This window comes from Donghicola tyrosinivorans (assembly GCF_003003355.1).
In the GTDB taxonomy this organism is placed as follows: domain Bacteria; phylum Pseudomonadota; class Alphaproteobacteria; order Rhodobacterales; family Rhodobacteraceae; genus Donghicola; species Donghicola tyrosinivorans.
On the sequence record NZ_PVTQ01000004.1, the window covers coordinates 280,219 to 302,778 of the forward strand.

Sequence of the window (22,560 nt, forward strand, 5' to 3'; positions counted from 1 at the left end):
GCCCGATGAAGGCTGATCTAGCAATCCTTTTGCCCGAAATCCTCCTGAGCGCTTATGCTCTGCTGGCTCTGATTGGCGCTGTTTACACCGGCAAAGACAAGCTGGCACCCTTGCTGGTCTGGTTGACCGCTGCTGTGATGGCTGCCCTTGGTCTGATGATCGCCTTTGGTGGCGGCGCGACCGAAGTGGCCTTTGACGGCACCTTCGTGAATGACGGCTTTGCCCGCTTTGCCAAGGTGACGATCCTGCTGTCGGCTGCTGTGGTTCTGGTCATGAGCCAGGAATACATGCAGCGCCGCGACCTGCTGCGCTTTGAATACCCCGTGCTGGTGGCCCTGTCGGCTGTCGGTATGATGGTGATGGTCTCTGCGGGCGATCTGATCTCGCTCTACATGGGTCTGGAACTGCAATCACTGGCACTTTACGTTGTTGCCGCTCTGCGTCGTGACAGTGTGAAGTCCACCGAGGCCGGTCTGAAGTACTTTGTCCTTGGCGCTCTAAGCTCGGGCATGCTGCTTTACGGTGCATCGTTGACCTATGGCTTCGCAGGCACCACCACGTTCAGCGGCATCATTCAGGCGGTTCACGGTGATCACCTGCCGATCGGTCTGCTGTTCGGTCTGGTCTTCATCTCGGCTGGTCTGGCGTTCAAAGTCTCGGCGGTTCCTTTCCACATGTGGACGCCGGACGTTTACGAAGGCTCGCCCACGCCTGTGACCGCGTTCTTCGCAACCGCACCCAAAATGGCGGCGATGGGTCTGTTTGCCCGCGTTATGCACGATGCCTTTGGCGGTGCTATCGGTGACTGGCAGCAGATCATGGCATTCCTGTCGGTTCTGTCGATGTTCCTTGGCGCGATTGCTGCCATCGGTCAGACCAACATCAAGCGTCTGATGGCCTATTCGTCGATCGCCCACATGGGTTACGCCCTGATGGGTCTGGCCTCGGGTACCGCGCTGGGGGTCGAAGCGATGCTGGTGTACATGGCGATCTACGTCACCATGAACATCGGTACCTTTGCCTTCATCCTGTCGATGGAGCGTGACGGTGCTCCCGTCGTGGACATCCAGAGCCTGAACGGTCTGGCCAAATACGCCCCCGGCCGTGCGCTGGCGGTTCTGGTCCTGATGTTCAGCCTTGCGGGTGTTCCGCCGATGGTCGGCTTCTTCGGTAAGCTTTACGTGCTGCGTGCTGCCTATGAAGGCGGTCTGGCATGGCTGGCGGTTGCCGGTGTGGTGGCCTCGGTGATCGGTGCCTTCTACTACCTGCGCATCGTGTACTTCATGTACTTCGGCAAGGACGGCGAAAAGCTGGACACCCCCCGTGGTGCGATCCTGCCCGGCCTGCTGGTGGCTTCGGCTGCGCTGATGGTGATCGGCGTTGTCCTGAACCTCTTCGGTATCGACGGTGCGGCAGCAGCTGCAGCGGCGACCCTTGTACAGTAACGTGATCGGGCCAGTAGCATGAGCGGCTGGCCCGTAACCTACGCAAAGCGGGTGCTGCCCCAAGTGGACAGCACCAATCAGGAAGCAGCGCGGATCGCGCCTGACCTGACCCAGCCCACTTGGATCCTTGCCCTGCATCAGACCGCCGCGCGTGGTCGGCGGGGCAGGCCTTGGGCCAACCCTGCCGGAAATTTTGCTGCTACGCTGGTCATGCGCCCTGCGGAAAGCCCTGATAAGGTGGCCTTGCGGTCCTTTGTTGCGGCCTTGGCCCTGCATGAGGCCTTTGTGCAATGCACTGGCCGACCAGAAGCTTTCGGCCTCAAATGGCCAAACGACGTGCTGCTGAATGGCGGTAAGGTCGCTGGTATTTTGCTGGAATCTTCCGGTCAGCATGGGGCTGTCAGCTATCTGGCCCTTGGGATCGGGGTGAACCTGAAAGAGGCGCCCTCTGCAGCGCAAGTCGAAGAGCGGGCCGTGCGGCCTGTCTCGCTTTTGTCCGAAACTGGCGTTGCTGTCACACCGGAAGAGTTTCTGGATCTGCTCGCGCCTGCCTATGCCGCCTATGAGGAACAGTTCCGCACCTATGGCTTTGCCCCCATCCGCGAAGCTTGGTTGGCCCGCGCTGCCCGTCTGGGAGAGGTGATCACTGCCCGCACTGGAACCTCGGAACGGGTTGGCACCTTTGAAACGCTGGATGATCAGGGCAATCTGGTCTTGAAGACCGCCCAAGGGCGCGAAGCCATTCCGGCGGCGGACGTATTTTTCTAAAGAAGGGGCAGCTTTATGCTTCTGGCCATCGACTGCGGCAACACCAACACTGTTTTCTCGATCTGGGATGGATCCGAGTTCATCGCGACTTGGCGCACCAGCACCGAGCATCAGCGGACCGCAGACCAATATTACGTCTGGCTGACCACTCTGATGCAGCACAAGGGCATCAAACCCGAGATCAGCGGTGTTATCATCTCGACCACTGTGCCGCGCGTGGTGTTCAATCTTCGGGTCTTTGCGGATCGCTACTTCAACACGCGCCCCTTGGTGGTTGGCAAGCCGGAATGCTTGTTGCCTGTGGATGTGCGGGTTGATCCGGGCACCGCAGTAGGCCCTGACCGTCTGGTGAATACGGTTGCGGGATATAACAAATATGGCGGCGATCTGATCGTGGTGGACTTTGGCACCGCGACGACCTTCGATGTCGTGGATAGCGATGGCGCTTACATCGGCGGCGTGATTGCCCCCGGCGTGAACCTGAGCCTGACCGCCTTGCACCAAGCCGCAGCCGCGCTTCCCCATGTGGATGTGACCAAACCAGATCGGGTGATCGGCACCAACACGGTAGCGTGTATGCAGTCCGGCGTCTTTTGGGGCTATGTTGGTCTGGTCAACGAAATCTGTAACCGCATCAAGGCGGAACGGGATCGCCCGATGAAAGTTATCGCTACAGGTGGACTGGCCCCTTTGTTTCAGCAAGGGGATGCGCTATTTGACGCCTTTGACGAATTTCTCACGATGCACGGCCTGACGGTCATTCATCAGTACAACAAGGAACATGACGCGTGAGCAGTGAACGACTGATCTATCTTCCCCTCGGTGGTGCGGGGGAGATCGGGATGAACGCCTATGTCTACGGATATGGTCCCAAAGACAAAGAACGCCTGATCCTCGTGGATTTGGGGGTGACCTTTCCGGACATGGACACAACGCCCGGTGTCGACCTGATCATGCCCGATATTTCCTGGCTGGAAGAGCGTAAGAACCAGCTGGAAGCAATCTTTATCACCCACGCCCACGAAGACCACGTGGGCGCGGTTGGTCATCTGTACGAACGTCTTGGCGCACCGGTCTATGCCCGCGCCTTCACCGCCAACATTGCCCGTCACAAGATGGGTGAATACGGCTATTCGGAAAGCGTCGTGCGCACCGCGTCGGCTTGGCCCGAGCAGATCACCGTTGGCCCGTTCAAGGTGGGCTTTGTGCCGATCTCGCACTCGATCCCCGAAAGCTCGGGGCTGGTGATTGACACGCCGCGGGGCCGGATCGTCCATTCGGGCGACTTCAAGATTGATGAGACCCCCGTAGTGGGCGAACCCTTTGATCGCGATCTTTGGGCTAGCATCGGGGCTTCGGGTGTGCACGCGCTGATGTGCGATAGCACGAACGTCTTCAGCAACCATGAAGGCCGGTCCGAGGCGACCCTGCGCCCCAATCTGGAAGAGCTGATCTCGAACGCGTCGGGGATGGTGGTGGCCACGACCTTCGCCTCGAACATTGCCCGTCTGAAGTCTTTGGCCGAGGCGGGGCAAGCGGCGGGCCGCTCGATCTGTCTTCTGGGCCGCGCGATGCGCCGCATGGTCGAAGCAGGGACACAGACCGGTATCCTGACCGATTTCCCGAAAACGATCACGGCCGAGGACGCGCGGGATGTACCGCGCGAGAACCTGATGCTGATCGTCACGGGCAGCCAGGGCGAACGCCGTGCGGCAAGCGCCCAACTGGCGAACGGCAAATATCTGGGTCTGCAGATGAAAGAAGGGGATACGTTTCTATTCTCGTCCAAGACCATTCCGGGCAATGAGCGCGGTGTGATCCGCATCATGAACCAGTTCTCGGAGATGGGGGTGGATGTGATTGATGATGCCGGTGGTCTTTATCACGTGTCGGGTCACGCAAACCGGCCTGATCTGCTGGAGATGCACAAGCTGGTCAATCCAGACATCGTTGTGCCCATGCACGGAGAGCACCGTCACCTGCGCGAACACGTCAAACTGGCGAAAGAACGCGGGGCCGAGGCGATTGTCGCTGTAAACGGTATGCTGATCGACCTGAGCGGCGCTGGTCCCAATGTGGCTGAATATGTGGACACTGGTCGCACCTATCTGGATGGCAGCGTGCAGATAGGCGCCTTGGACGGTATTGTCCGCGACCGTATTCGCATGGCGCTGAATGGTCATATCGTCGTGACGGTCATTCTTGACGAAGACGATGATCCCTTGGGTGAACCTTGGTGCGAACTGCGCGGCCTGCCAGAAATGGGCCGGAACAATGCGCCTCTGGTCGATGTGCTGGAAGAAGACCTGTCGCAGTTCATGGGGCGCGCTGGTGCCAAAACCTTGACCGATGATGACAAGCTGGAAGAGGGCTTGAAGCGTCAGGCCCGTCAGACCGCACAGGCCGAAATCGGGAAAAAGCCCGAAGTGACGGTGATCATCAGCCGTTTGAGCTAAGAAAACCTTTCTGCGAAAGGTTTCACAAAAGGCGGCCCGCTCGGGTCGCCTTTTGTCGTGTCTGCGCGGGTTGAGGCAAAGAAAAAGGACGATCTTCGCAGAAGATCGTCCCGTCAAAAGATTTTTCGGCGAAAAATCTTGGGCGTTAGCAGCCAGCAGCGCGGCGTTCTTCAAAGCTCATGGCGATGAAGCTTGGCATGTGATCACCCATGCCCACGATGATGCCTTTACCACGGTTGCTTTCGCCCACCAGATCCGCAGGGCTGCCGCCTTTTTTGCGGCCACGGCTGTTGCTGCGCGAGCGGCTGGCCGAACGGCTATTGTCGTCACGTTCGCGGGGCGCGGCAGGGGTTTTGGCTTCGCGGGGTTCTTCTTCCGGCTGGCCCGCCAGAGGATTGTCCACGCGGGGAATGGCTTTCTGGATCAGATCTTCGATTGCCTTGAAGTTCTTCTCATCGCGGGGCTCGCAGATCATGATCGCTTTGCCATCGCGTCCTGCGCGGCCGGTGCGGCCGATGCGGTGGACGTAGTCCTCGGCGTGACCGGGCACGTCATAGTTAAAGACATGGGTCACGCTGGGAACGTCCAGGCCGCGGGCAGCAACGTCCGAGGCCACTAGGAACTTGATCTTGCCTTCGCGGAAATCATCCAGCGTGCGGTTGCGCTGGGACTGGTCCAGATCACCGTGGATCGGTGCCGCGTCATAGCCGTATTTCTTGAGCGACTTCGAGACGATATCCACGTCGGTCTTGCGGTTGCAGAAGATGACGCCGTTGGTCACGGTGTCGCCTTCGCCGTCAATCAGCTTGCGCAGCAGGGCGCGTTTGCGGCTACCAGTTTTGTCGCGCTTGGCTTCCTCGAACATGCAAACCGACTGCGCGATCTTTTCCGAGGCGGTGGCCTGGCGGGCCACTTCCACGCGGGCAGGGGCCGACAGGAAGGTGTTGGTGATGCGCTCGATCTCGGGCGCCATGGTGGCGCTGAAGAACAAGGTCTGGCGGGTGAAGGGCGTCAGGCTAAAGATCCGCTCGATATCGGGGATAAAGCCCATGTCCAGCATCCGGTCGGCCTCATCGACCACCATGATCTGCACGCCGGTCAGCAGCAGCTTGCCACGCTCGAAATGGTCCAGCAGGCGGCCGGGGGTGGCAATCAGCACGTCGACGCCTTTGTCGATCAGGGCTTCCTGCTCTTTGAAGCTGACGCCGCCGATCAGCAGCGCTTTGGTCAGCTTCATGTGTTTTGTGTAGGTGTCGAAGTTTTCCGCCACCTGAGCCGCCAGTTCGCGGGTCGGGGCCAGCACAAGGCTGCGGGGCATGCGCGCGCGCGCACGGCCTTTGGCCAGAAGCGTGATCATCGGCAGGGTAAAGCTGGCGGTCTTGCCGGTGCCGGTCTGCGCGATCCCGAGAACATCGCGGCCTTCCAGCGCGGGGGGAATCGCTCCCTCCTGGATCGGGGTCGGGCTTTCATAGCCTGCTTCCTCGATGGCTTTCAGGACTTTCGGGTCTAGGGACAGATCAGAGAATTTCGTCATGTGTATCCGTGGTTTACGGACACGACTTGGCCCGTAGCGGTTGCATCTGGCATCGGGTGATGCCGGTGGCGTGAGTTCAGTTCAGCCTTGGGGCGCGGCATAGCCCAAAATGCCTTTGCGGTCAATGTCAGGGCAGGTTACGTCCAATCGGGTCCGAAAACCTTCAGTCGCTTTGCATCCAGATCCAGCCGCCGCTCGGCCAAATGGCCGTAGCGGGCAAGGCGTTCGCGCAAGTTGGGGGTGGCAAGGCAGACCTCATCAAAGAAAGCGCGCAGAGCCTCTTCGCCCCCTTCGTCCAGGAGCATTTTGAAGAGATCATGCATGTTCATGGCGTCTTCCAGCGGCTTTGTGCCCGGAGGCGCGACGGGCGGGGCCAGTTCCTTGCGGTAAGAGCCTTTGCGGGCGCGGTAGTCCAGAAGTTTGCGCCAGTGGTCCCACGAATGTGCGTGCATATGGCATAGGGTCAGGCCCGTTAGATCCTGTTCGCCGGGGTTCAACGCACCGTCTAGTTCCACGTTGTGGATGCGGACCATCATCTCTTCGATGCCCGTGCGGACGCCCATTTTTCCTGCCAGATGAGATAGAAAGCCGCCGTTCAGGAAGGGGCCATACATGGGGTAGATGTGGCGGGTCTCTTCTTTGCGCTGATCCCACGGCAGTGCGGCGGATTTGAAGTAGGTGACGCCCTCTGGGGTGTCCTGTCCCTCGGTTGACAGAGCCTCAAGCGGGCGGATGCGGGCGCAGAGGGCGCTGTCCGGCAAGGCAGCCAGCTGCTGCGCCACAGGCGTTTCAGGCCATAGGAATTCATCGATGTCGATGTGGATCAGCCAATCCACCTTGGTGTGCATATAGGCCCATTTCGCATTGGCGAACTGGCGGGCTTGGTGCATGGGCGGGCGCTGATGCTCTTCCAGCGGGCGGCGGCGGCGCCAGTATTTCTCATCGCAGAGGATGACCTTGACCTTTGGATAACCGGCCAGCGCCTTTTCGGCGCGCGGGCAGGGGGTGTCCAGATAGAGCTGGATTTCATCCGCGCCTGCCTCAAGGTGATAGGCGACCCATGTCATGATGGTCTTGGCGTTGGCCTTGACGGTGGTGACGATCCCCCAAGTGGTCATTGGCTTTTCTCATCCCGACGGGCGATGCGTTTGCGCATGGTTTGCAGGCGGCGGAACAGGGTTTTGGGATCGTCGTTCAGCATGTTCAGCAAGTGGCAGGCCAGCGGCGCGGTGACCGGATCGGCCTGCGCATCGCGCCAGAGCGGGGCCAGTAAATTGTAATCCAGACCGCCCGATTTCAGTGAGAAGTCGTCCATGTCCATCGGCAGCCGTTCTTGCACACGTTTGTTCAGGCCAAAGGGCGTGTCGGGAGATTTGCCGCTGAAGGTGCGTTCGAATTCATAGAGCTTCATCATCGAGAACAGCATGTTCATCGAAGACCCAATCCGCCGTTGGCCTTCGGTCTGGCCGTGATCCGCAAAAGTGATGATGGATGAGACCAACCAGCGCGGGTTCAATTCGACGATTAAGGCGGGGCTTTGTTCGGCCCAGAGGCGGGCAAACAGTGCTGGCGCATGATCGGGCCAAGCGCGGCGGCGCAGGTGGGCGATGAGCAGCGCGTTGAAGTGTGCAAGTGCGCTGTGACCGGCCAGTTCGCGGGCCAGCGCGTGGCTTTTGAACGCAAAGGGTGAGGCAGGTTTGACCAAAGGCTCCGCAGGATCGGGCATCTTTTGGCGGACCAGTTCGGTAAGGTCGCAATCAAGCGGCGGCAGTCCTTCACCCGCGCGTGCAGTGAGGGGATCGCGCCGCTCTTCCCAGCGGTCGGTGATGCCTTGAAAGCCTTCGGGATAGGTCGCATTGCTCATGGCCCGCATGGTGGGAAAGGAAAGGCTGGATTGCAAGAAGTTTGTTTTATGGCAACGGCTTGTTGGCTGCATTTCAACCATTGCCAAAAGGAAAACGCCCGCTCTGATCAGAGCGGGCGTTTGCAGGTTTTGTTAGATCATCATCTCTTTCGTCGCGGTCAGCTTTAACTCTGGGTGGTCGCGCACGACGCGATCGATGTCCCATTGCATCCGCGTCATGTAGACCACATCGCCATCGTGATCGTACGAGATGTGCTGCTTGTTTGCGTTGACGAATTTCTCCACATCCGCCTTCGCGCCGCTGACCCAGCGGGCAGAGGTGAACTGGCTGGCCTCAAAGCGGACGGGCAGGCCGTATTCCAGCTCGATCCGGCTGGCGAGGACTTCGAATTGAAGCGCGCCCACGACACCGACGATAAAGCCCGAGCCGATGTTCGGCTTGAACACCTTCGCCGCGCCTTCCTCGGCGAACTGCATCAGCGCCTTTTCAAGGTGCTTTGCTTTCATAGGATCGCCTGCGCGAACCCCTTGCAGCAGTTCAGGCGCAAAGCTGGGAATGCCACTGACACGCAGGGTTTCGCCCTCGGTCAGGGTGTCCCCGATGCGCAGCTGGCCGTGGTTCGGAATACCGATGATGTCACCGGCCCAAGCCTCTTCGGCCAGTTCACGGTCAGCGGCAAGGAACAGCACGGGGTTCGAGATCGCCATCGGCTTTTTCGAGCGCACATGAAGCAGTTTCATGCCGCGCTTGAAGTGGCCCGAGGCCAAGCGGACAAAGGCCACGCGGTCGCGGTGCTTGGGGTCCATGTTGGCCTGCACCTTGAACACAAAGCCTGCCACCTTGTTCTCATCGGGGGAAATCTGGCGGGGTTCGGCGGACTGGGGTTGAGGCTCGGGGCCATACGCGCCGATGCCCTTCATCAGTTCCTGCACGCCAAAGCTGTTGATGGCGCTGCCGAACCAGATCGGGGTCATGTGACCTTCCAGAACCGCTTGCGGATCAAGGGCGGGTAGCAGCTCGCGCGCCATTTCCACCTCTTCGCGCAGCTTTTCCAGCAGATCGGCGGGGATGTGCTGTTCCAGCTTGGGATCGTCCAGACCTTCGATCTTTATCGATTCCGCCACCTTGTTGCGGTCGGCGCGGTCCATCAGTTCCAGCCGGTCACGCAGCATATCGTAGCAACCCAAGAAATCGCGGCCTACGCCGATCGGCCAGCTGGCAGGCGTCACGTCGATGGCCAGATTTTCCTGAATCTCGTCGATGATTTCAAAGGTATCGCGGCTTTCCCGGTCCATCTTGTTACAGAAGGTCAGAATGGGCAGATCGCGCAGACGGCAAACCTCGAACAGTTTCTGGGTCTGGCTTTCCACGCCTTTCGCGCCATCGATCACCATGACAGCGGCGTCCACGGCGGTCAGGGTCCGATAGGTGTCTTCGGAAAAGTCGCTGTGGCCGGGGGTGTCCACCAGATTGAAACGGAATTCGCCAAAATCAAAGGACATCGCCGAGGCGCTGACCGAAATTCCGCGATCCTGCTCCATCTTCATAAAGTCGGAACGGGTGCGGCGGGCCTCGCCTTTAGCGCGGACCTGACCGGCCATCTGGATCGCACCACCGTACAGCAGGAATTTTTCCGTCAGCGTGGTTTTACCAGCGTCCGGGTGCGAAATGATAGCGAACGTCCGGCGACGGGCGATCTCAGGGGGCAGGGCGGGTCGATTTGTTGTATCCAGCATGGCGGCCTCATACTGCGGAAGCCGCATTTCGGCAAGCGTGCCTCAGCCGGACGACGCGTTCTTGATCCGGTTGATAATATCCGGATCCTTCAGCAGGTTTTCCGGCACCTCCAGCGACAGGCTGTTGGCGGTGGCCTGACCGTGCAGGGATTCATTGACGCCGCGGATCACGTCTGGGGGCAGGGCTGCCTCGGTTCTTGTGTCCAGCAGCAGGGTCTCGGCGGCGATTCCCTCGGCGTAGATGATCTGGTGTTCGTCAAAGAGCAGCTGGAAATAATCCACAAAGCCGCCTTCACGCCAGTAGACCGTTGATCCGTTCACCAGATGGCGGGCCTTGATCAGAACTTCTGACCGGCCGGTGCCAAGGGCGTCACGGCGCTGGTAGATGAAAAGGCGGTGTTCGGGGCTGACCACCAGATCATGTTCGTTGTTCAGGGTACCGGCGGTGATCACGATAGGCGCAAAGGCCCCTGTTGCGCGCACGGTGGTTTGACCGATCCAGCGGATTTGCTGGATGCCAGCGTCACGGGTGAGGACACGATCGCCGACCTTCAATGTCTCGATCGGGGCCTGCGCACCCGAGGCCATAGTGATGTGGGTGCCACGGCTGAACGCGACACAGGCCACTTGGGCCAGCTTTTGCGCGGCCTCATCACGGTTGATGCCAACCAGCGAGTAGTCATCGCCGGGCATCAGTCGGGCTAGGGGCAGCAAGAACACCTCTTGCACGTCGCCCATCGCGTCAATCTCGACCATGATCAGCGCTTCGGTCGTGTCGCCGCGTGGCGACATCAACGTGATCACGCTGTCCAGAATCACCAGATTGCCAGGTGTTCCGCATTCGCTATCGGGGGCCACCAGCGCCTTGCGACGCCCTTGGGGCAGGATCGACAGGCGCGACGGGGCGGTCTTTTCCAGACAGTAGGTGTCATCCAAAGTGAGATCGTCTGCGAAGGACAGCGTATCCCCCATATTCGCGCCGCTGACCACGCAGAATTCTTCGCTGCGGTAGACCGGAAGCGACTGTGGGGGCAGGGGTTGCGCGGGGGCCTTATCGGCCATGGGGGTGTTTCCTTCGAAAGATATAGGATTACTTATCCGCTGAATCGTGTCGATTCTAGGTCAGGAATCGTAAACGATTAGGTATTTTTCTATAGAGTGGCCACGAAGTCGCTGAAATAGCGGGTCAAACTGAGACCCGAAGGGAGAGAATATGGATCTGGGAATTGCCGGTAAGCGGGCCTTGGTTTGTGCGTCCAGTAAGGGATTGGGCCGCGGTTGCGCCGAAGCGCTGGCCGAAGCTGGTGTAAACCTTGTGATGAACGCCCGTGGCGCCGAGGCACTGGAAGCCACCGCGCAGCATATCCGCGACACTTACGGGGTCAGCGTTGAAACCGTGGCCTGTGATGTGACCACCGAAGAGGGGCGCGCCCAGTTGCTGGATGTGGCCGGCGAGGTTGATATTCTGGTCAACAACGCCGGTGGTCCGCCTCCGGGGATGTGGACCGATTGGGACCGCGACGATTTCATCAAGGCGCTGGATGCGAACATGTTGACCCCCATCGCGCTAATCAAAGCGTTGGTGCCGGGGATGCAAAAGCGCGGCTGGGGCCGTGTGGTGAACATCACTAGCCAGTCGGTCAAATCGCCGATTGCTGTGCTGGGTCTTTCGAACTCGGCCCGTGCGGGCCTGACCGGATATGTGGCGGGAACCTCGCGTCAGGTATGTGGTGATGGCGTGATCATCAACAACCTGCTGCCGGGTCTACATGACACGGATCGTGCAAACTCGCTAGATACCGGCGCAGCGGCAGCTCAGGGGATCACAAAAGAAGAGGCCCGCGCCAACCGTGAGGCCACGATTCCCGCTGGCCGTTACGGCACGCCCCGTGAATTCGGCGCGACCTGTGCCTTTATGTGCTCTCAGTATGCAGGGTTCATGGTGGGGCAGAATGTGTTGCTGGATGGCGGCGCATACAACTCGACCATGTAAAATGCGCTGCAATTTGTGATGCAGCCGGAAGGGCAGCCTTGCGCTGCCCTTTGTTATTCTCTGACCGCTCTTTCATCCGCGCGACTTGCAGGGGGGGCGGTCGCTTGCTATCAGCCGAGGAACTCCGACCAAAATTGTCGGAAAGACATGAGGCCCCCGTGACCGATCAAAAGCTGACCCCGCGCTTGGAAATCCGCAATCTGACCCGCAGTTTCGACGGGACACAGGTGGTTCGCGGTGTGTCGCTAAAGGTCATGCCGGGGCAGGTGACCTGTCTGCTGGGGCCTTCGGGCTGCGGGAAATCCACGACGCTGCGAATGATCGCGGGCGTCGAGATGCAGGACAGCGGCGAGATTTATGTGGACGGTAGCCTGATCTGCGACACCAAATTCCGCATCCCGCCTGAGCGCCGCTCGATCGGTCTGATGTTTCAGGACTTTGCCCTGTTCCCGCATATGAGTGTGGCCGACAACGTGGCCTTTGGCCTGAAAGGCGCTAAGGAAGAAAAGCGCGCGCGGGTGGAAGAATTGCTGAAGCGCGTGGATATGCTGCGCCACATCGACAACTACCCGCATGAATTGTCCGGCGGCGAACAGCAGCGGATCGCTTTGGCCCGCGCTTTGGCCCCCAAACCGCGCATCATGCTGATGGACGAGCCGTTCTCGGGGTTGGACAACCGCCTGCGCGATGACATCCGTGATCAGACACTGGCCGTTTTGAAGGACGAAGACGCCGCCGTTCTGTTGGTCACTCATGAGCCTGAAGAGGCGATGCGCATGGCCGATGAAATCGCCTTGATGCGCGACGGGGTGATCGTCCAGCAAGGCGCCCCCTACAACATCTACAACAATCCGGTGGATAAGGCGGCGACCGCGTTTTTCAGCGACATCAACGTTATTCGCGGCACCGTGCGCGGTGCGCTGACGCAAACGCCCTTTGGCCAGTTTCTGGCACCCGGTGTCAAAGACGGGGCCGAAGTGGATATCGTGATCCGCCCCCAGCACATCCGGATCGATCTGGATCGCGGTGGCCGCGGGCCGAATCCGACCGCTGTGGACGGAACCCCTGCACGGGGCGTGGTGGAACGTGCCCGCTTTATGGGCAAGGAAAGTCTGGTGGAGTTCCGCATGGATTATGACGGCTCGATCCTGACGGCCAGCGTCCCGAACGTGTTTCTGCCCAAGCCCGGAATGCCGCTTTGGTTGATGCTGCGCCGCGACCGGTGCTTTGTTTTTCCTGCAAAATAAGCGAATTTCGCCCGTTTGCCCGTTTTTCTGCGGTGGCGAAATCTTGCCCTGAAACGGGCTGCGACGAAACATCTGGTAAAAAATACCTGATAATTCGTCGGTAGTGCCTTTCAACCCCGCGAGAGACCCCATACATATTGCGATGATGGTATGATTGCGAAACCGGCCAACCAATGACGCCGGTCGCTGAAAGGGAGACATACAATGCTGAACAATATCGGTTTGCCGGGCCTTTTGCTGATTGCTGTTGTGGTTCTGGTCCTGTTCGGTCGTGGCAAGATCAGCTCGCTGATGGGCGAAGTCGGCAAAGGCATCACTGCTTTCAAAAAAGGCGTGAAAGACGGCACCCAAGAGCTGGAAGACAACAGCGCCGATGCGCGTGACGTCACTCCTGCTGAAGAAAAAGACAAGGCATAAGCCCATATGTTTGACCTTGGCTGGAGCGAGCTGCTACTGATCGGCGTCGTTGCCTTGATCGTTGTCGGCCCCAAGGATCTGCCCGTTCTGTTCCGGAATGTCGGCCGCTTTGTCGGTAAGGCAAAAGGTATGGCACGCGAGTTTTCGCGTGCGATGGAGCAGGCAGCTGATGAGGCAGGCGTGAAAGACGCTGCCGACACTGTTCGCAAGGCGACTTCGGCCCGTAATCTTGGACTGGATTCCGTCAAGGATGCGGCCAAGGACTTTGCCAAATGGACACCCGATGACAGCCTGAGCGACGACCGCAAGGACGTGGCCAAGAAGATTCACGATGCGACGGCGCAGGCCGCGACCAAGCGTAAAGAGCAGGAACGTGCCGCTGCAGAAGCCGCACGGGCTGAGGCCGCCGCCGATGCTGAAGAGCATGGGGATCTGGCTGCTGCACCGGAAAAGGTCGCCAAAGACGGATCCACTACATGACGAAATCCGACGAGATCGAAGATAGCTCGGCCCCGCTGATCGAGCATCTGGCCGAGCTGCGCACCCGCCTGATCCGCGCGATGATCGCGTTTATCATTGCGATGGTGTTCTGTTTTTCCTTCTGGAACCCGATCTTCAATTTCATGACTGAACCTCTGTGCAGCGCACTTTCTGCACGGGGACAGGATGATTGCGGACTGGTGTTGATCAAACTGCAAGAAGGCTTCTTCGTTGCGATCTCGATCTCGCTGGTGGGGGGCTTGGTGTTGGCCTTCCCCTTCATTAGCTACCAGTTGTGGCGGTTCGTGGCGCCGGGCCTGTACAAGAGCGAAAAGGGGGCATTCCTGCCTTTCCTGATCGCTTCGCCCTTCATGTTTATGTTGGGTGCGTCCTTTGCCTACTATGTCGTGACACCGATGGCGTTCGACTTTTTCCTTGGCTTTCAACAGCCGGGAAGCCTGACATCGGATGGTGAAACGCAGCAGTCTGCGATCTCGTTCATGGGGTCAGCGCAGGAATACCTGAGCCTGACGATCAAGTTCGTGGTTGCCTTCGGTCTGTGCTTCCAACTGCCGGTTCTGCTGACCCTTCTGGGCAAGGCAGGCATGGTTAGCGCGGATGGTCTTGGCGCGGTGCGGAAATACGCGGTCGTGGCGATCTTGATTCTGGCGGCTGTCGTGACGCCGCCGGATGTCATCACGCAGGTGATCCTGTTCACCGTAGTTTACGGCCTCTATGAGATTTCGATCTTCCTTGTGCGCCGTGTCGAGAAAAAGCGCGAAGCCCGTCTGCGGGCAGAGGGTTACTACGACGACAATCCGGATGAAGATCCCCTGTTGAAAGAGTTCGACGAGGACGACGACCGGTGAGCGGCAACAAGACTTTGAAACGGATCGCAGCGGCGTTGGAGCGGATGGCTCCTGCGCCGCTGGACGCACCTGACTTTGAGATGGCCAATGCCTTTCTGTGGCAGACCGGACCCGAGCGTCTGACGCCGGTGCCGCGCGTGTCGCGGGTGGATATCTCGCTTCTGGTGGGGATCAACCGCATCCGCGATACGCTGCTGGCCAATACGCTGCAATTTGCCCGTGGCCTGCCCGCGAACAACGCGCTGCTTTGGGGCGCGCGGGGGATGGGCAAGTCATCTCTTGTGAAGGCCGTTCATGCGGCGGTTCTGGATCAGGGGCTGAGCCTGAAGATCGTGGAACTGGCGCGGGAAGATCTGCCGTCGGTCGGGCGCTTGCTGGATCTTTTGCGGGCGGCGCCCCGTGAACGGTTCGTGCTGTTCTGCGATGACCTCAGCTTTTCCCACGATGACCAGCACTACAAATCCCTGAAGGCGGTGCTGGACGGGGGCATTGCGGGCCGTCCTGAGAACGTGATTTTCTACGCGACCTCAAACCGGCGTCACCTGATGCCGCGGGATATGATCGAGAACGAGCGGTCCTCGTCGATCAATCCGTCCGAGGCTGTGGAAGAGAAGGTCTCGTTGTCGGACCGTTTCGGTCTGTGGCTTGGGTTCCATCCCTGTTCGCAGGACGAGTATCTGGACATGATCCGCGGCTATTGCGCCACCTATGGCGTGACGGTCGACGAAGAGACACTTTATGCCGAAGCGATCGAATGGCAGGCCACCCGCGGTGCCCGTTCGGGCCGTGTGGCATGGCAGTTCTTTACCGATCTGGCAGGGCGGCACGGCGTTCTGCTGTAAGCCCTGATCCAGCGGTCATCAAAAAGCCCGGCCTTGGTTCCCAAGGCCGGGTTTTTTGATGTCAGGTTGGGTGGAATGGCCCCGAAGCGGGGCCATGGCGCCCTTATTTATTCAGATAGCCTGTGGGATCGACGCTTTCGAAACCATCGCGCACTTCGAAGTGCAGGATCGCAGGGCTACCCGCGCGCACTTTGGCGATGGTCTGGCCACGGGTGACGCTGTCGCCCTTCTTCACCGCCAGATCGTCGATGTAGGCATAGACGGTCAGCAAGTTGTTCGGGTGCTTGATCACAAGGATCGGCACCTGATTGGCGTCAGCGGTGATGGCCGCGACGGTGCCTGCCTCTGCGGCCTGCACAGCCGCGCCCGAGGTCGAGGCGATGTCGATGCCGTCGTTGGTGCCCTTCTTGTAGTCACGCACGATGTTGCCCTGTACGGGCCAGCCAAGGCGACCTGCGGGTTTCGCGGATTGGGTGACCTTGGGCGGTTCGGGTGTCTTGACGGGCTCGGCTGCGGCCTTCGGGGTTTCTTTGGGCAGCGGCTTGGTGGCACTGGGGGGCGTCGGAGTGGCAGAGCCTGCGCCCGGGTCCTTGACCACTTTGGGCGCTGGGGCGGGGGCCGCGGCCTGTGCTTGCGTCACGGGGATCAGCAGGACCTGACCTTCGCGAACGGTGAAGTTGCTGTCCAGACCGTTCCATTCCGCAAGCGAGCGGACAGGTACGTTGTAGAGACGGGCGATGATGAACGCAGTCTCGCCGCGCTGGACCTTGTGGCGCATCGGCTGGCCATCCACCGAGGTCGCTGCTTGCGGGGCAGGAGTGATGGTGCTGCTTTGCGGGCTGCGGTCGATGGCGATCTCTGCAATCGATGTGATGTCCGTGTTGGATGGCTGCAGGGTGGTGGTTTCCACACCGCCAACAGGGCCAAAGTCGGACGAGGCTACCGCGCCGCCGTTGACCATGGTGGGCAGGGCCAGCAGCTCATCTCGGCGCAGGGGATCGGCTACGTTCAGGCCATTATAGCGGGCCAGTTCGTTGGCATCGACGCCAAGGCGCTGCGCGACCTGCGCCACGGTCTCGCCGTTGCGGGCCAGTGCGACCTGATATGTCGGATAGGAAATCACGCCGTTGGCATCGGGCGTTGGGCGCCGCAGCGATGACGACATGGCGGCGTCAGTGGTGTCAAACCCCTTGCCGTAGCTGCGGAAATCCGGATCCATCTGGTTAGGGTCACAGGCAGCAAGCAGCGCGAGGCAACTGATGGCGGTCAAGGCCTTGGGGGCGCACGAAAAACGGGTGCGTGGCATCTCGATCTTCCTCATTGGCGGGCTCTTCTGGTCTGCAGTGCAGGGCCCTTCGGGGTTCAAATCAATTTTAGCTCTCAGTCCTTGTCGATACCTTCGACAAGGGGCACGAAACGGACGGGGCGCAGCTCATCATAGTGCAGGCCTTCTTCGGTTTTTGTCACACGGATCAGGCTTTGCACCGCATCGGACTGGCCCACGGGCACAACCATGATACCGCCGATCTTGAGTTGGGCCAAGAGCGGGCCAGGCGGATCTTCCGCTGCGGCAGTCACAATTATCCGGTCGAAGGGGGCCTGTTCGGGCAGGCCAAAGCTGCCGTCGCCCGTCAACGCGGTGATATTGTTCAGATCAAGCCGGCGAAAGATCGTGCTGGCCTCGCGTACCAGACGGGGGTGGCGGTCAATCGTGTAGACCCGCCGCGCGAGTTGCGACAGGATCGCCGCTTGGTAGCCAGAGCCTGTGCCGACCTCTAGCACCTTGTCGCGGGGACTGACCTTCAGGGCCTGAGACATCAGCGCCACCACCGAGGGCTGGCTGATCGTCTGACCGCATGCGATGGGCAGAGGCGTGTCTTCATAGGCGCGGTTTGCGAAGATTCCCTTTACGAAAAAGCCCCGGTCGATGGTCTCCATCGCCATCAGAACGCGCGTGTCCGTCACCCCCTTGGAGCGGAGGGCGAACATGAATTGCATCTTGAGTTCGGCCGTATCCATCGGGATCAGTCCAGAACCGAGTCCAGCGCGGAAAGCGCGTCGTGGGCGGTCAGGTCTGCGCGCATCGGGGTCACAGAAATCCAGCCATCAAGGTTCACATGGGCATCGCATCCGCTCTGGGTTTCGGCCCGTTGGTTGCCGCCCTTGGCCCAGAGGAACACGCGGCCCGAGGGGGACTGATGTGGCTCGACCGCGAAAGAGGTGCCGATTCGCAGGCCCTGCGGCGCGGCCTTAACGCCTTTGACGCCAGCTGCGGGCACGGGCGGGAAGTTGACGTTGTAGAACAGGCGGTAGGTTTCGCCCTGCGGCATGTCCGCATCCAGAATGCGCCGCAGAGTCGCCGCGCCATGCTGGCGGGCGGCCTCGAACGGATCATCGATGTTGACGTTTTCCGGCCCGAGGTATTGGGACAGGGCGACAGCGGGGATGCCTTGCAACGCCCCTTCCAGAGCGCCGCCTAGGGTGCCGGAATAAAGCGCGTTTTCGGCCGAGTTGTTACCACGGTTGACGCCCGACAGTACCAGATCGGGAGGCGTGTCTTTCATAACGTGGTGAACGCCCGCCAGAACGCAGTCGGCGGGGCTGCCCTCGGCCGCATAGCGGCGCGGACCCATCTGGGCGATCATAGTGGGGTGGGTGTAGCTGATACAGTGTGCGACGCCTGATTGCTCGAAGGCGGGGGCAACAACCCAAACCTCACCGTCCGGTCCGGCCAGATCGGCGGCGATCTGTTCCAGAACCTCTAGACCCGGTGCGTTGATACCGTCGTCGTTTGTAATCAGAATACGCATACCTGCCCCCAAGCCTGTCTTTCGCAAAGGAATAGTTCAGGGAAGGGGACAGGTCCAGAAGGCGTCAGCCAAAAAGCTGGTTCAGTAGCCTTTGCGCCTCATCCATCGGCTTGGCCATTGCTTCGCGGTCCTGTCCGGGGAAGAAGCGGGCGCGGCTGGCGGTGGGCATATCTGCTGGTTGCAGGATTTCCACGCGGGGGCCGGTGCTTTCGGCCTGCCAGCTGCGGGCTAGTGCGATTTGCGCGGCCTTGGACGCACCATAGCTGCCATAGAGCATCTTGCCTGCTTTGGGATCGTCAAAGAAGACGGCGGTGCCATGCTCGCCCAGAAGAGGGGCGATGTAGGGGATCAGGATGCCCATCGAGGTCGCGTTGATTGACATCGACTTGTCCCAATCCTTGGCATTGATATGGGCAGCAGGGGTCAGGGGCGCGGCATGAATGGCAGCGTGAACCCATAGATCAATCTTGCCCCAACGGTCATAGATGCTGCGGCACAGTTGTGCCATAGCATCGCGGTTCGAGACATCCATAGGGGCCAGAGTGGCCTGACCGCCTTTGGCTTTGATCCGGTCGTCCAGTTCTTCCAGTGCGCCGGTGGTCCGCGCCACCGCCACAACATGATAGTTTTGCGAGAGCAATTCTGCCATCGCAGCCCCCAGACCGCGCGAGGCGCCGGTGACAAGGGCCAGTTTTTGAGTATCGGTCTGTTCCATACCCAGCAGATTTCAGGGTTTGGCGTTAACATCAAGAGACCTTGCTTGACTTTCGCTGTGGTGCGGCGAAAAAAGGCAGTTACTTATTATTGAGAGGAGGACGACTATGTCCCGTGAGACTGTTCTGGGTAAGGCCCTGATCACTTCGGATGCTCTTGGCTGGAAAGCCGCACAGGTTCTGGGTGGCTCGCTGTTTGTTGCAGTGGCTGCACAGGTAAGCGTCCCGATGTTCCCCGTACCGATGACCCTGCAGACCCTGGCGATCCTGCTGGTCGGCTTTACACTGGGCTCGCGCATGGGTGCGCTGGCGCTGCTGACCTATCTGGCAGAAGGCGCAGCCGGTCTGCCTGTCTTTGCAAACGGTGCGAGCACCGCTGCCCTGTTCGGCCCCACCGCAGGCTTCCTGATCGGCTTCGTCGGACTGGCATGGCTGGCAGGTTTTGCTGCTGAAAAAGGCGCAACCCGCAATGTCTTCCTGGCCGCTGCTGCCGGTATCGTCGCTTCGGTTTTGCTGTACATCCCCGGTCTGGCACTGCCCGCACTGGCGTTCGGCAAGACCATGGACGTTCTGTGGATGCACTGGATGTCGCCCTTCCTGATCGGTGACACCGTGAAAGCCGTTCTGGCCGCGCTGATCGTGACCGGCGCGCTGAAGGCTCTGAAAGGCGCGAAGGCATAAGCCTTTCCGTCAGCCCAGGCTGTTTAAGATTGCCGCCGTTGCCCCATCGGGCAGCGGCGGTTTTCTTTTGTGGATGATGTCAGGGGCCTTGCCCCTCTTGGCCCTCCGGGCCAATTCACCCCAAGGTATTTTATCCAAGATGAAAATGGGTGCACTTTAGGCGCTGTGCAGCTCTTCGAGGGCCGAGTGGCAAAGGCCGAGGTCCAGCCATTGGCATCCCGCGCAGAGCGTGTTGAGGTCTGCGGGACGAACGTTTGCCTTGATGCGGGATTTGGCCTCTGACCAAGTCAGGGTCTCGCCACCTGTCAGGCCGATGGCGCGCGCATGGCGTTGATCAAGAGCAGTGATCTTGTCGCCGGCGGTGCAGCCTTCGCCGCGCCGTTTGGGGCAGGGGGTGCAGATGCTGTCAGCTGTGAGGCGGACAGTGATCAGGGTGGTGTCACCGTCGGGCGCAAAGAGGCCATCGGTGACGATCCGTGTCATGTTTGCTGTAAAATCGTCCGAGTACCCCTTTCCTCTGTACCCGAGGGCACAGAGGAAGTGGTGTGGCCGGAAGGTGAGCGGTACGCTCATTCAGCGGCTTTGAGCTGGAAGCCCTTTTCGACCATATCGCGGGGCTCGACCGGGTATTCGCCGGAGAAGCAGGCGTCACAGAACTGCGGGCAGCTCTTGGAGCGGCCCTCTGCTTCGCCTGCGGCACGGTAGAGGCCATCAAGCGAGATGAACTTGAGGCTATCTACGCCCAAGTAATCGCGCATTTCGTCCTCGGACATGCGGGCTGCAAGGAGTTTGTCCCGATCCGGGGTGTCCACGCCGTAGAAGCAGGGCCAAGCGGTAGGGGGCGACGCGATCCGGAAGTGCACTTCGGCAGCGCCCGCATCAAGGATCATATCTTTGATCTTGCGCGAGGTGGTGCCGCGGACGACCGAGTCATCCACAAGAATCACCCGCTTGCCTTTGATCAGCGCGCGGTTGACGTTCAGCTTGAGGCGGACGCCCATGTTGCGGATCTGCTCGGTGGGCTCGATGAAGGTCCGGCCCATGTACTGGTTCCGGATGATGCCCATGCCGTAGGGAATGCCCGATTCATGGCTGAAGCCGATGGCCGCAGGGGTGCCGCTGTCGGGAACCGGGCAGACGATGTCTGCGTCCACGGCGGATTCGCGTGCCAGTTCGATGCCGATCTGGCGGCGGGTCTCATAGACCGAGCGGCCCATGAGGATCGAGTCCGGACGCGAGAAATACACCTGCTCGAAGATGCAGAAGCGGGGCTTTGCAGGTTCGAACGGGCGGTGGCTTTTCAGAAGGCCATGTTCGATCACCACCATCTCACCGGGGTCGACGTCGCGGATGAACTCGGCGCCGATGATGTCCAGTGCACAGGTTTCCGAGCTGAGGACCCAGCCGTCTTCACCAATGCGGCCGATGACAAGCGGACGCACACCCAGAGGATCACGGACACCGATCAGCTTGGTACGGGTCATGGCAACCACACTGAACGCACCTTCGACGCGGCGCAGCGCGTCTTTGATCCGCTCGGGCACGTTTTGCTGTAGCGAACGGGCCATCAGGTGGATGATGCACTCCGAATCCGAGCTGGACTGGAAGATCGATCCACGCTCAATCAGTTCGCGGCGCAGAGAGTTTGCGTTGGTGAGGTTCCCGTTATGGGCGATGGCAGCGCCGCCCATGGAGAATTCACCGAAGAATGGCTGAACGTCGCGGATCGCGGTGTTGCCTTTCGAGCCGGCGGTGGAGTAGCGCACGTGGCCGATCGCAAGCGGACCGGGGAGCGTCTCCATCAGGCTTTGTTTGGTAAAGTTGTCGCGGACATAGCCGAAACGACGAGCCGAGTTAAAACCCTGTTCCGGATCGTGGCTGACAATACCTCCTGCTTCTTGCCCGCGGTGTTGCAGGGCATGAAGGCCAAGGGCGACGAAGTTGGCAGCGTCTTTTACGCCGACAACACCGAAGACGCCGCACTCTTCGCGCAGCTTGTCATCATCGAACGGATGGGCGGGGGGCATCTGGGCGGTCAAGAGGGGTCTCCGAATCCAAGAATGGCCTAGCACGGCCCCATATAAGGGCCGCGCTGTGAAGTGTCACGAAAGGATTACAAATCCAAGCTGTCGTTATTTAGTGCCGCATGCGCCGACCAGACCTTCGTACTGCTGGGTCAGCCAGCCAAGCGCCTGTTCGGGGTTCTGTTCGGCGATGCCATCGGTCATTTTGGCAAAGACAGCGGCCGAACGGGAATTGTTCACCATCTCAACGTTCTGGGTGGTCATGACGGTGTTGTAGAGGAAGAACGCGATAGCCACCAAGAGGATGCCACGCACCACGCCGAAGATGAAGCCAAGGCCCTGATCCACGCTGCCAAGGGCCGAACGCTGGACGATCGAGGAAAACAGCGGGGTGAAGAGGGACACCACCACCAGCGCCACGGCAAAGACCAGCGCGAAGGCGGTGATGATCGACAATTCACAGCTGTCCGCGATGAAACCGCCCACACCGGGGATTTCTTTGACCAGAGGTTCCACATTGGGGGCAAAGATGAAGGCCAGCACTGCGGCGGCAACCCAGCCGACAATGGCCATGATCTCGCGCACGACGCCTCGCGAGAACGCCAGCAGCGCCGAGAGGACCACGACGCCTGCAACAGCCGCGTCGATAATCGTGAAACCTTCCATCGTATTTCCCCGTT

Annotated in this window: 23 protein-coding genes; 11 read left to right on the top strand and 12 right to left on the bottom strand. The window is 60.1% G+C overall.

Features of this window, described 5'->3' with window-relative positions; translation table 11 throughout:
* Positions 1–5: 5 nt before the first annotated feature.
* Genes nuoN through CLV74_RS08350 form a run of 4 tightly spaced genes read left to right on the top strand, consistent with a single transcriptional unit; the run spans position 6 to position 4,669 of the window.
* Positions 6–1,445, top strand: coding sequence for an NADH-quinone oxidoreductase subunit NuoN (gene nuoN, locus CLV74_RS08335; protein ID WP_106263767.1), 1,440 nt, complete (start codon positions 6–8; stop codon positions 1,443–1,445).
* Between the two features lie 18 nt (positions 1,446–1,463).
* Complete coding sequence (locus CLV74_RS08340; RefSeq protein WP_106263768.1) at positions 1,464–2,213, top strand: biotin--[acetyl-CoA-carboxylase] ligase; 750 nt, start codon at positions 1,464–1,466, stop codon at positions 2,211–2,213.
* 15 nt (positions 2,214–2,228) lie between these two features.
* On the top strand, positions 2,229–3,005 hold the full coding sequence (locus CLV74_RS08345; RefSeq protein ID WP_106263769.1) for a type III pantothenate kinase: 777 nt from the start codon (positions 2,229–2,231) through the stop codon (positions 3,003–3,005).
* The gene (locus CLV74_RS08350; RefSeq protein ID WP_106263770.1) at positions 3,002–4,669 is read left to right on the top strand and encodes a ribonuclease J; all 1,668 of its coding nucleotides are present in this window, start codon (positions 3,002–3,004) and stop codon (positions 4,667–4,669) included. Before CLV74_RS08345 ends, CLV74_RS08350 begins: the two co-directional genes overlap by 4 nt.
* 145 nt (positions 4,670–4,814) lie before the next feature.
* Here the strand turns inward: CLV74_RS08350 and CLV74_RS08355 are convergent, their stop codons facing one another.
* The 5 genes from CLV74_RS08355 to CLV74_RS08375 all read right to left on the bottom strand — a co-directional run bounded on the left by CLV74_RS08355 (position 4,815) and on the right by CLV74_RS08375 (position 10,866).
* Positions 4,815–6,203, bottom strand: coding sequence for a DEAD/DEAH box helicase (locus tag CLV74_RS08355; RefSeq protein WP_106263771.1), 1,389 nt, complete (start codon positions 6,201–6,203; stop codon positions 4,815–4,817).
* A 137-nt stretch (positions 6,204–6,340) separates the two neighbouring features.
* Positions 6,341–7,321 carry a glycosyltransferase family 2 protein gene (locus tag CLV74_RS08360; protein WP_106263772.1) on the bottom strand — a complete coding sequence of 327 codons (981 nt, stop codon included), beginning with the start codon at positions 7,319–7,321 and terminating at the stop codon, positions 6,341–6,343.
* A complete protein-coding gene (locus CLV74_RS08365) occupies positions 7,318–8,067 on the bottom strand; it encodes a hypothetical protein (RefSeq protein ID WP_245888488.1) in 750 nt (249 codons plus the stop codon). The genes CLV74_RS08360 and CLV74_RS08365 overlap by 4 nt, the downstream gene beginning before the upstream one ends.
* Before the next feature lie 132 nt (positions 8,068–8,199).
* Positions 8,200–9,804 carry a peptide chain release factor 3 gene (locus CLV74_RS08370; RefSeq protein ID WP_106263850.1) on the bottom strand — a complete coding sequence of 535 codons (1,605 nt, stop codon included), beginning with the start codon at positions 9,802–9,804 and terminating at the stop codon, positions 8,200–8,202.
* A 42-nt stretch (positions 9,805–9,846) separates the two neighbouring features.
* Positions 9,847–10,866 (bottom strand): Hint domain-containing protein, encoded by a 1,020-nt coding sequence (locus tag CLV74_RS08375; protein WP_106263773.1) that lies wholly within the window; start codon positions 10,864–10,866, stop codon positions 9,847–9,849.
* Positions 10,867–11,017: 151 nt separating this feature from the next.
* Between CLV74_RS08375 and CLV74_RS08380 the strand changes: the two genes are divergently transcribed.
* The 6 genes from CLV74_RS08380 to CLV74_RS08405 all read left to right on the top strand — a co-directional run bounded on the left by CLV74_RS08380 (position 11,018) and on the right by CLV74_RS08405 (position 15,652).
* Positions 11,018–11,797, top strand: a complete 780-nt coding sequence (locus CLV74_RS08380) for an SDR family oxidoreductase (RefSeq protein ID WP_106263774.1) — start codon at positions 11,018–11,020, stop codon at positions 11,795–11,797.
* 158 nt (positions 11,798–11,955) lie between these two features.
* Positions 11,956–13,044, top strand: coding sequence for an ABC transporter ATP-binding protein (locus CLV74_RS08385; protein ID WP_245888489.1), 1,089 nt, complete (start codon positions 11,956–11,958; stop codon positions 13,042–13,044).
* Between the two features lie 204 nt (positions 13,045–13,248).
* Positions 13,249–13,461, top strand: a complete 213-nt coding sequence (gene tatA / locus CLV74_RS08390) for a twin-arginine translocase TatA/TatE family subunit (protein ID WP_106263775.1) — start codon at positions 13,249–13,251, stop codon at positions 13,459–13,461.
* Positions 13,462–13,467: 6 nt separating this feature from the next.
* The gene (gene tatB / locus CLV74_RS08395; protein ID WP_106263776.1) at positions 13,468–13,941 is read left to right on the top strand and encodes a Sec-independent protein translocase protein TatB; all 474 of its coding nucleotides are present in this window, start codon (positions 13,468–13,470) and stop codon (positions 13,939–13,941) included.
* The gene (gene tatC, locus CLV74_RS08400) at positions 13,938–14,810 is read left to right on the top strand and encodes a twin-arginine translocase subunit TatC (protein ID WP_106263777.1); all 873 of its coding nucleotides are present in this window, start codon (positions 13,938–13,940) and stop codon (positions 14,808–14,810) included. The genes tatB and tatC overlap by 4 nt, the downstream gene beginning before the upstream one ends.
* 44 nt (positions 14,811–14,854) lie before the next feature.
* Positions 14,855–15,652, top strand: coding sequence for an ATP-binding protein (locus tag CLV74_RS08405; protein ID WP_106263852.1), 798 nt, complete (start codon positions 14,855–14,857; stop codon positions 15,650–15,652).
* A gap of 103 nt (positions 15,653–15,755) precedes the next feature.
* Here CLV74_RS08405 and CLV74_RS08410 read toward each other — a convergent pair whose 3' ends face one another.
* From CLV74_RS08410 to CLV74_RS08425, 4 genes are all read right to left on the bottom strand, one after another.
* Positions 15,756–16,958 (bottom strand): peptidoglycan DD-metalloendopeptidase family protein, encoded by a 1,203-nt coding sequence (locus CLV74_RS08410; RefSeq protein WP_211299022.1) that lies wholly within the window; start codon positions 16,956–16,958, stop codon positions 15,756–15,758.
* Positions 16,959–17,032: 74 nt separating this feature from the next.
* The gene (locus CLV74_RS08415; protein ID WP_106263779.1) at positions 17,033–17,671 is read right to left on the bottom strand and encodes a protein-L-isoaspartate(D-aspartate) O-methyltransferase; all 639 of its coding nucleotides are present in this window, start codon (positions 17,669–17,671) and stop codon (positions 17,033–17,035) included.
* Positions 17,672–17,676: 5 nt separating this feature from the next.
* On the bottom strand, positions 17,677–18,462 hold the full coding sequence (surE, locus tag CLV74_RS08420) for a 5'/3'-nucleotidase SurE (protein ID WP_106263780.1): 786 nt from the start codon (positions 18,460–18,462) through the stop codon (positions 17,677–17,679).
* A gap of 64 nt (positions 18,463–18,526) precedes the next feature.
* Positions 18,527–19,177, bottom strand: a complete 651-nt coding sequence (locus tag CLV74_RS08425) for an SDR family oxidoreductase (RefSeq protein ID WP_106263781.1) — start codon at positions 19,175–19,177, stop codon at positions 18,527–18,529.
* A gap of 106 nt (positions 19,178–19,283) precedes the next feature.
* Here CLV74_RS08425 and CLV74_RS08430 point away from each other — a divergent pair, with 106 nt between their 5' ends.
* Positions 19,284–19,856: a biotin transporter BioY gene (locus tag CLV74_RS08430; protein WP_106263782.1), complete on the top strand. Its 573-nt coding sequence runs from the start codon at positions 19,284–19,286 to the stop codon at positions 19,854–19,856.
* Positions 19,857–20,012: 156 nt separating this feature from the next.
* Here the strand turns inward: CLV74_RS08430 and CLV74_RS08435 are convergent, their stop codons facing one another.
* The 3 genes from CLV74_RS08435 to CLV74_RS08445 form a co-directional block, all read right to left on the bottom strand.
* Positions 20,013–20,429: a DUF1284 domain-containing protein gene (locus CLV74_RS08435; RefSeq protein WP_106263783.1), complete on the bottom strand. Its 417-nt coding sequence runs from the start codon at positions 20,427–20,429 to the stop codon at positions 20,013–20,015.
* Positions 20,426–21,883 (bottom strand): amidophosphoribosyltransferase, encoded by a 1,458-nt coding sequence (purF, locus tag CLV74_RS08440; RefSeq protein ID WP_106263853.1) that lies wholly within the window; start codon positions 21,881–21,883, stop codon positions 20,426–20,428. The genes CLV74_RS08435 and purF overlap by 4 nt, the downstream gene beginning before the upstream one ends.
* A gap of 105 nt (positions 21,884–21,988) precedes the next feature.
* A complete protein-coding gene (locus CLV74_RS08445) occupies positions 21,989–22,546 on the bottom strand; it encodes a CvpA family protein (protein ID WP_106263784.1) in 558 nt (185 codons plus the stop codon).
* Positions 22,547–22,560: the final 14 nt, after the last annotated feature.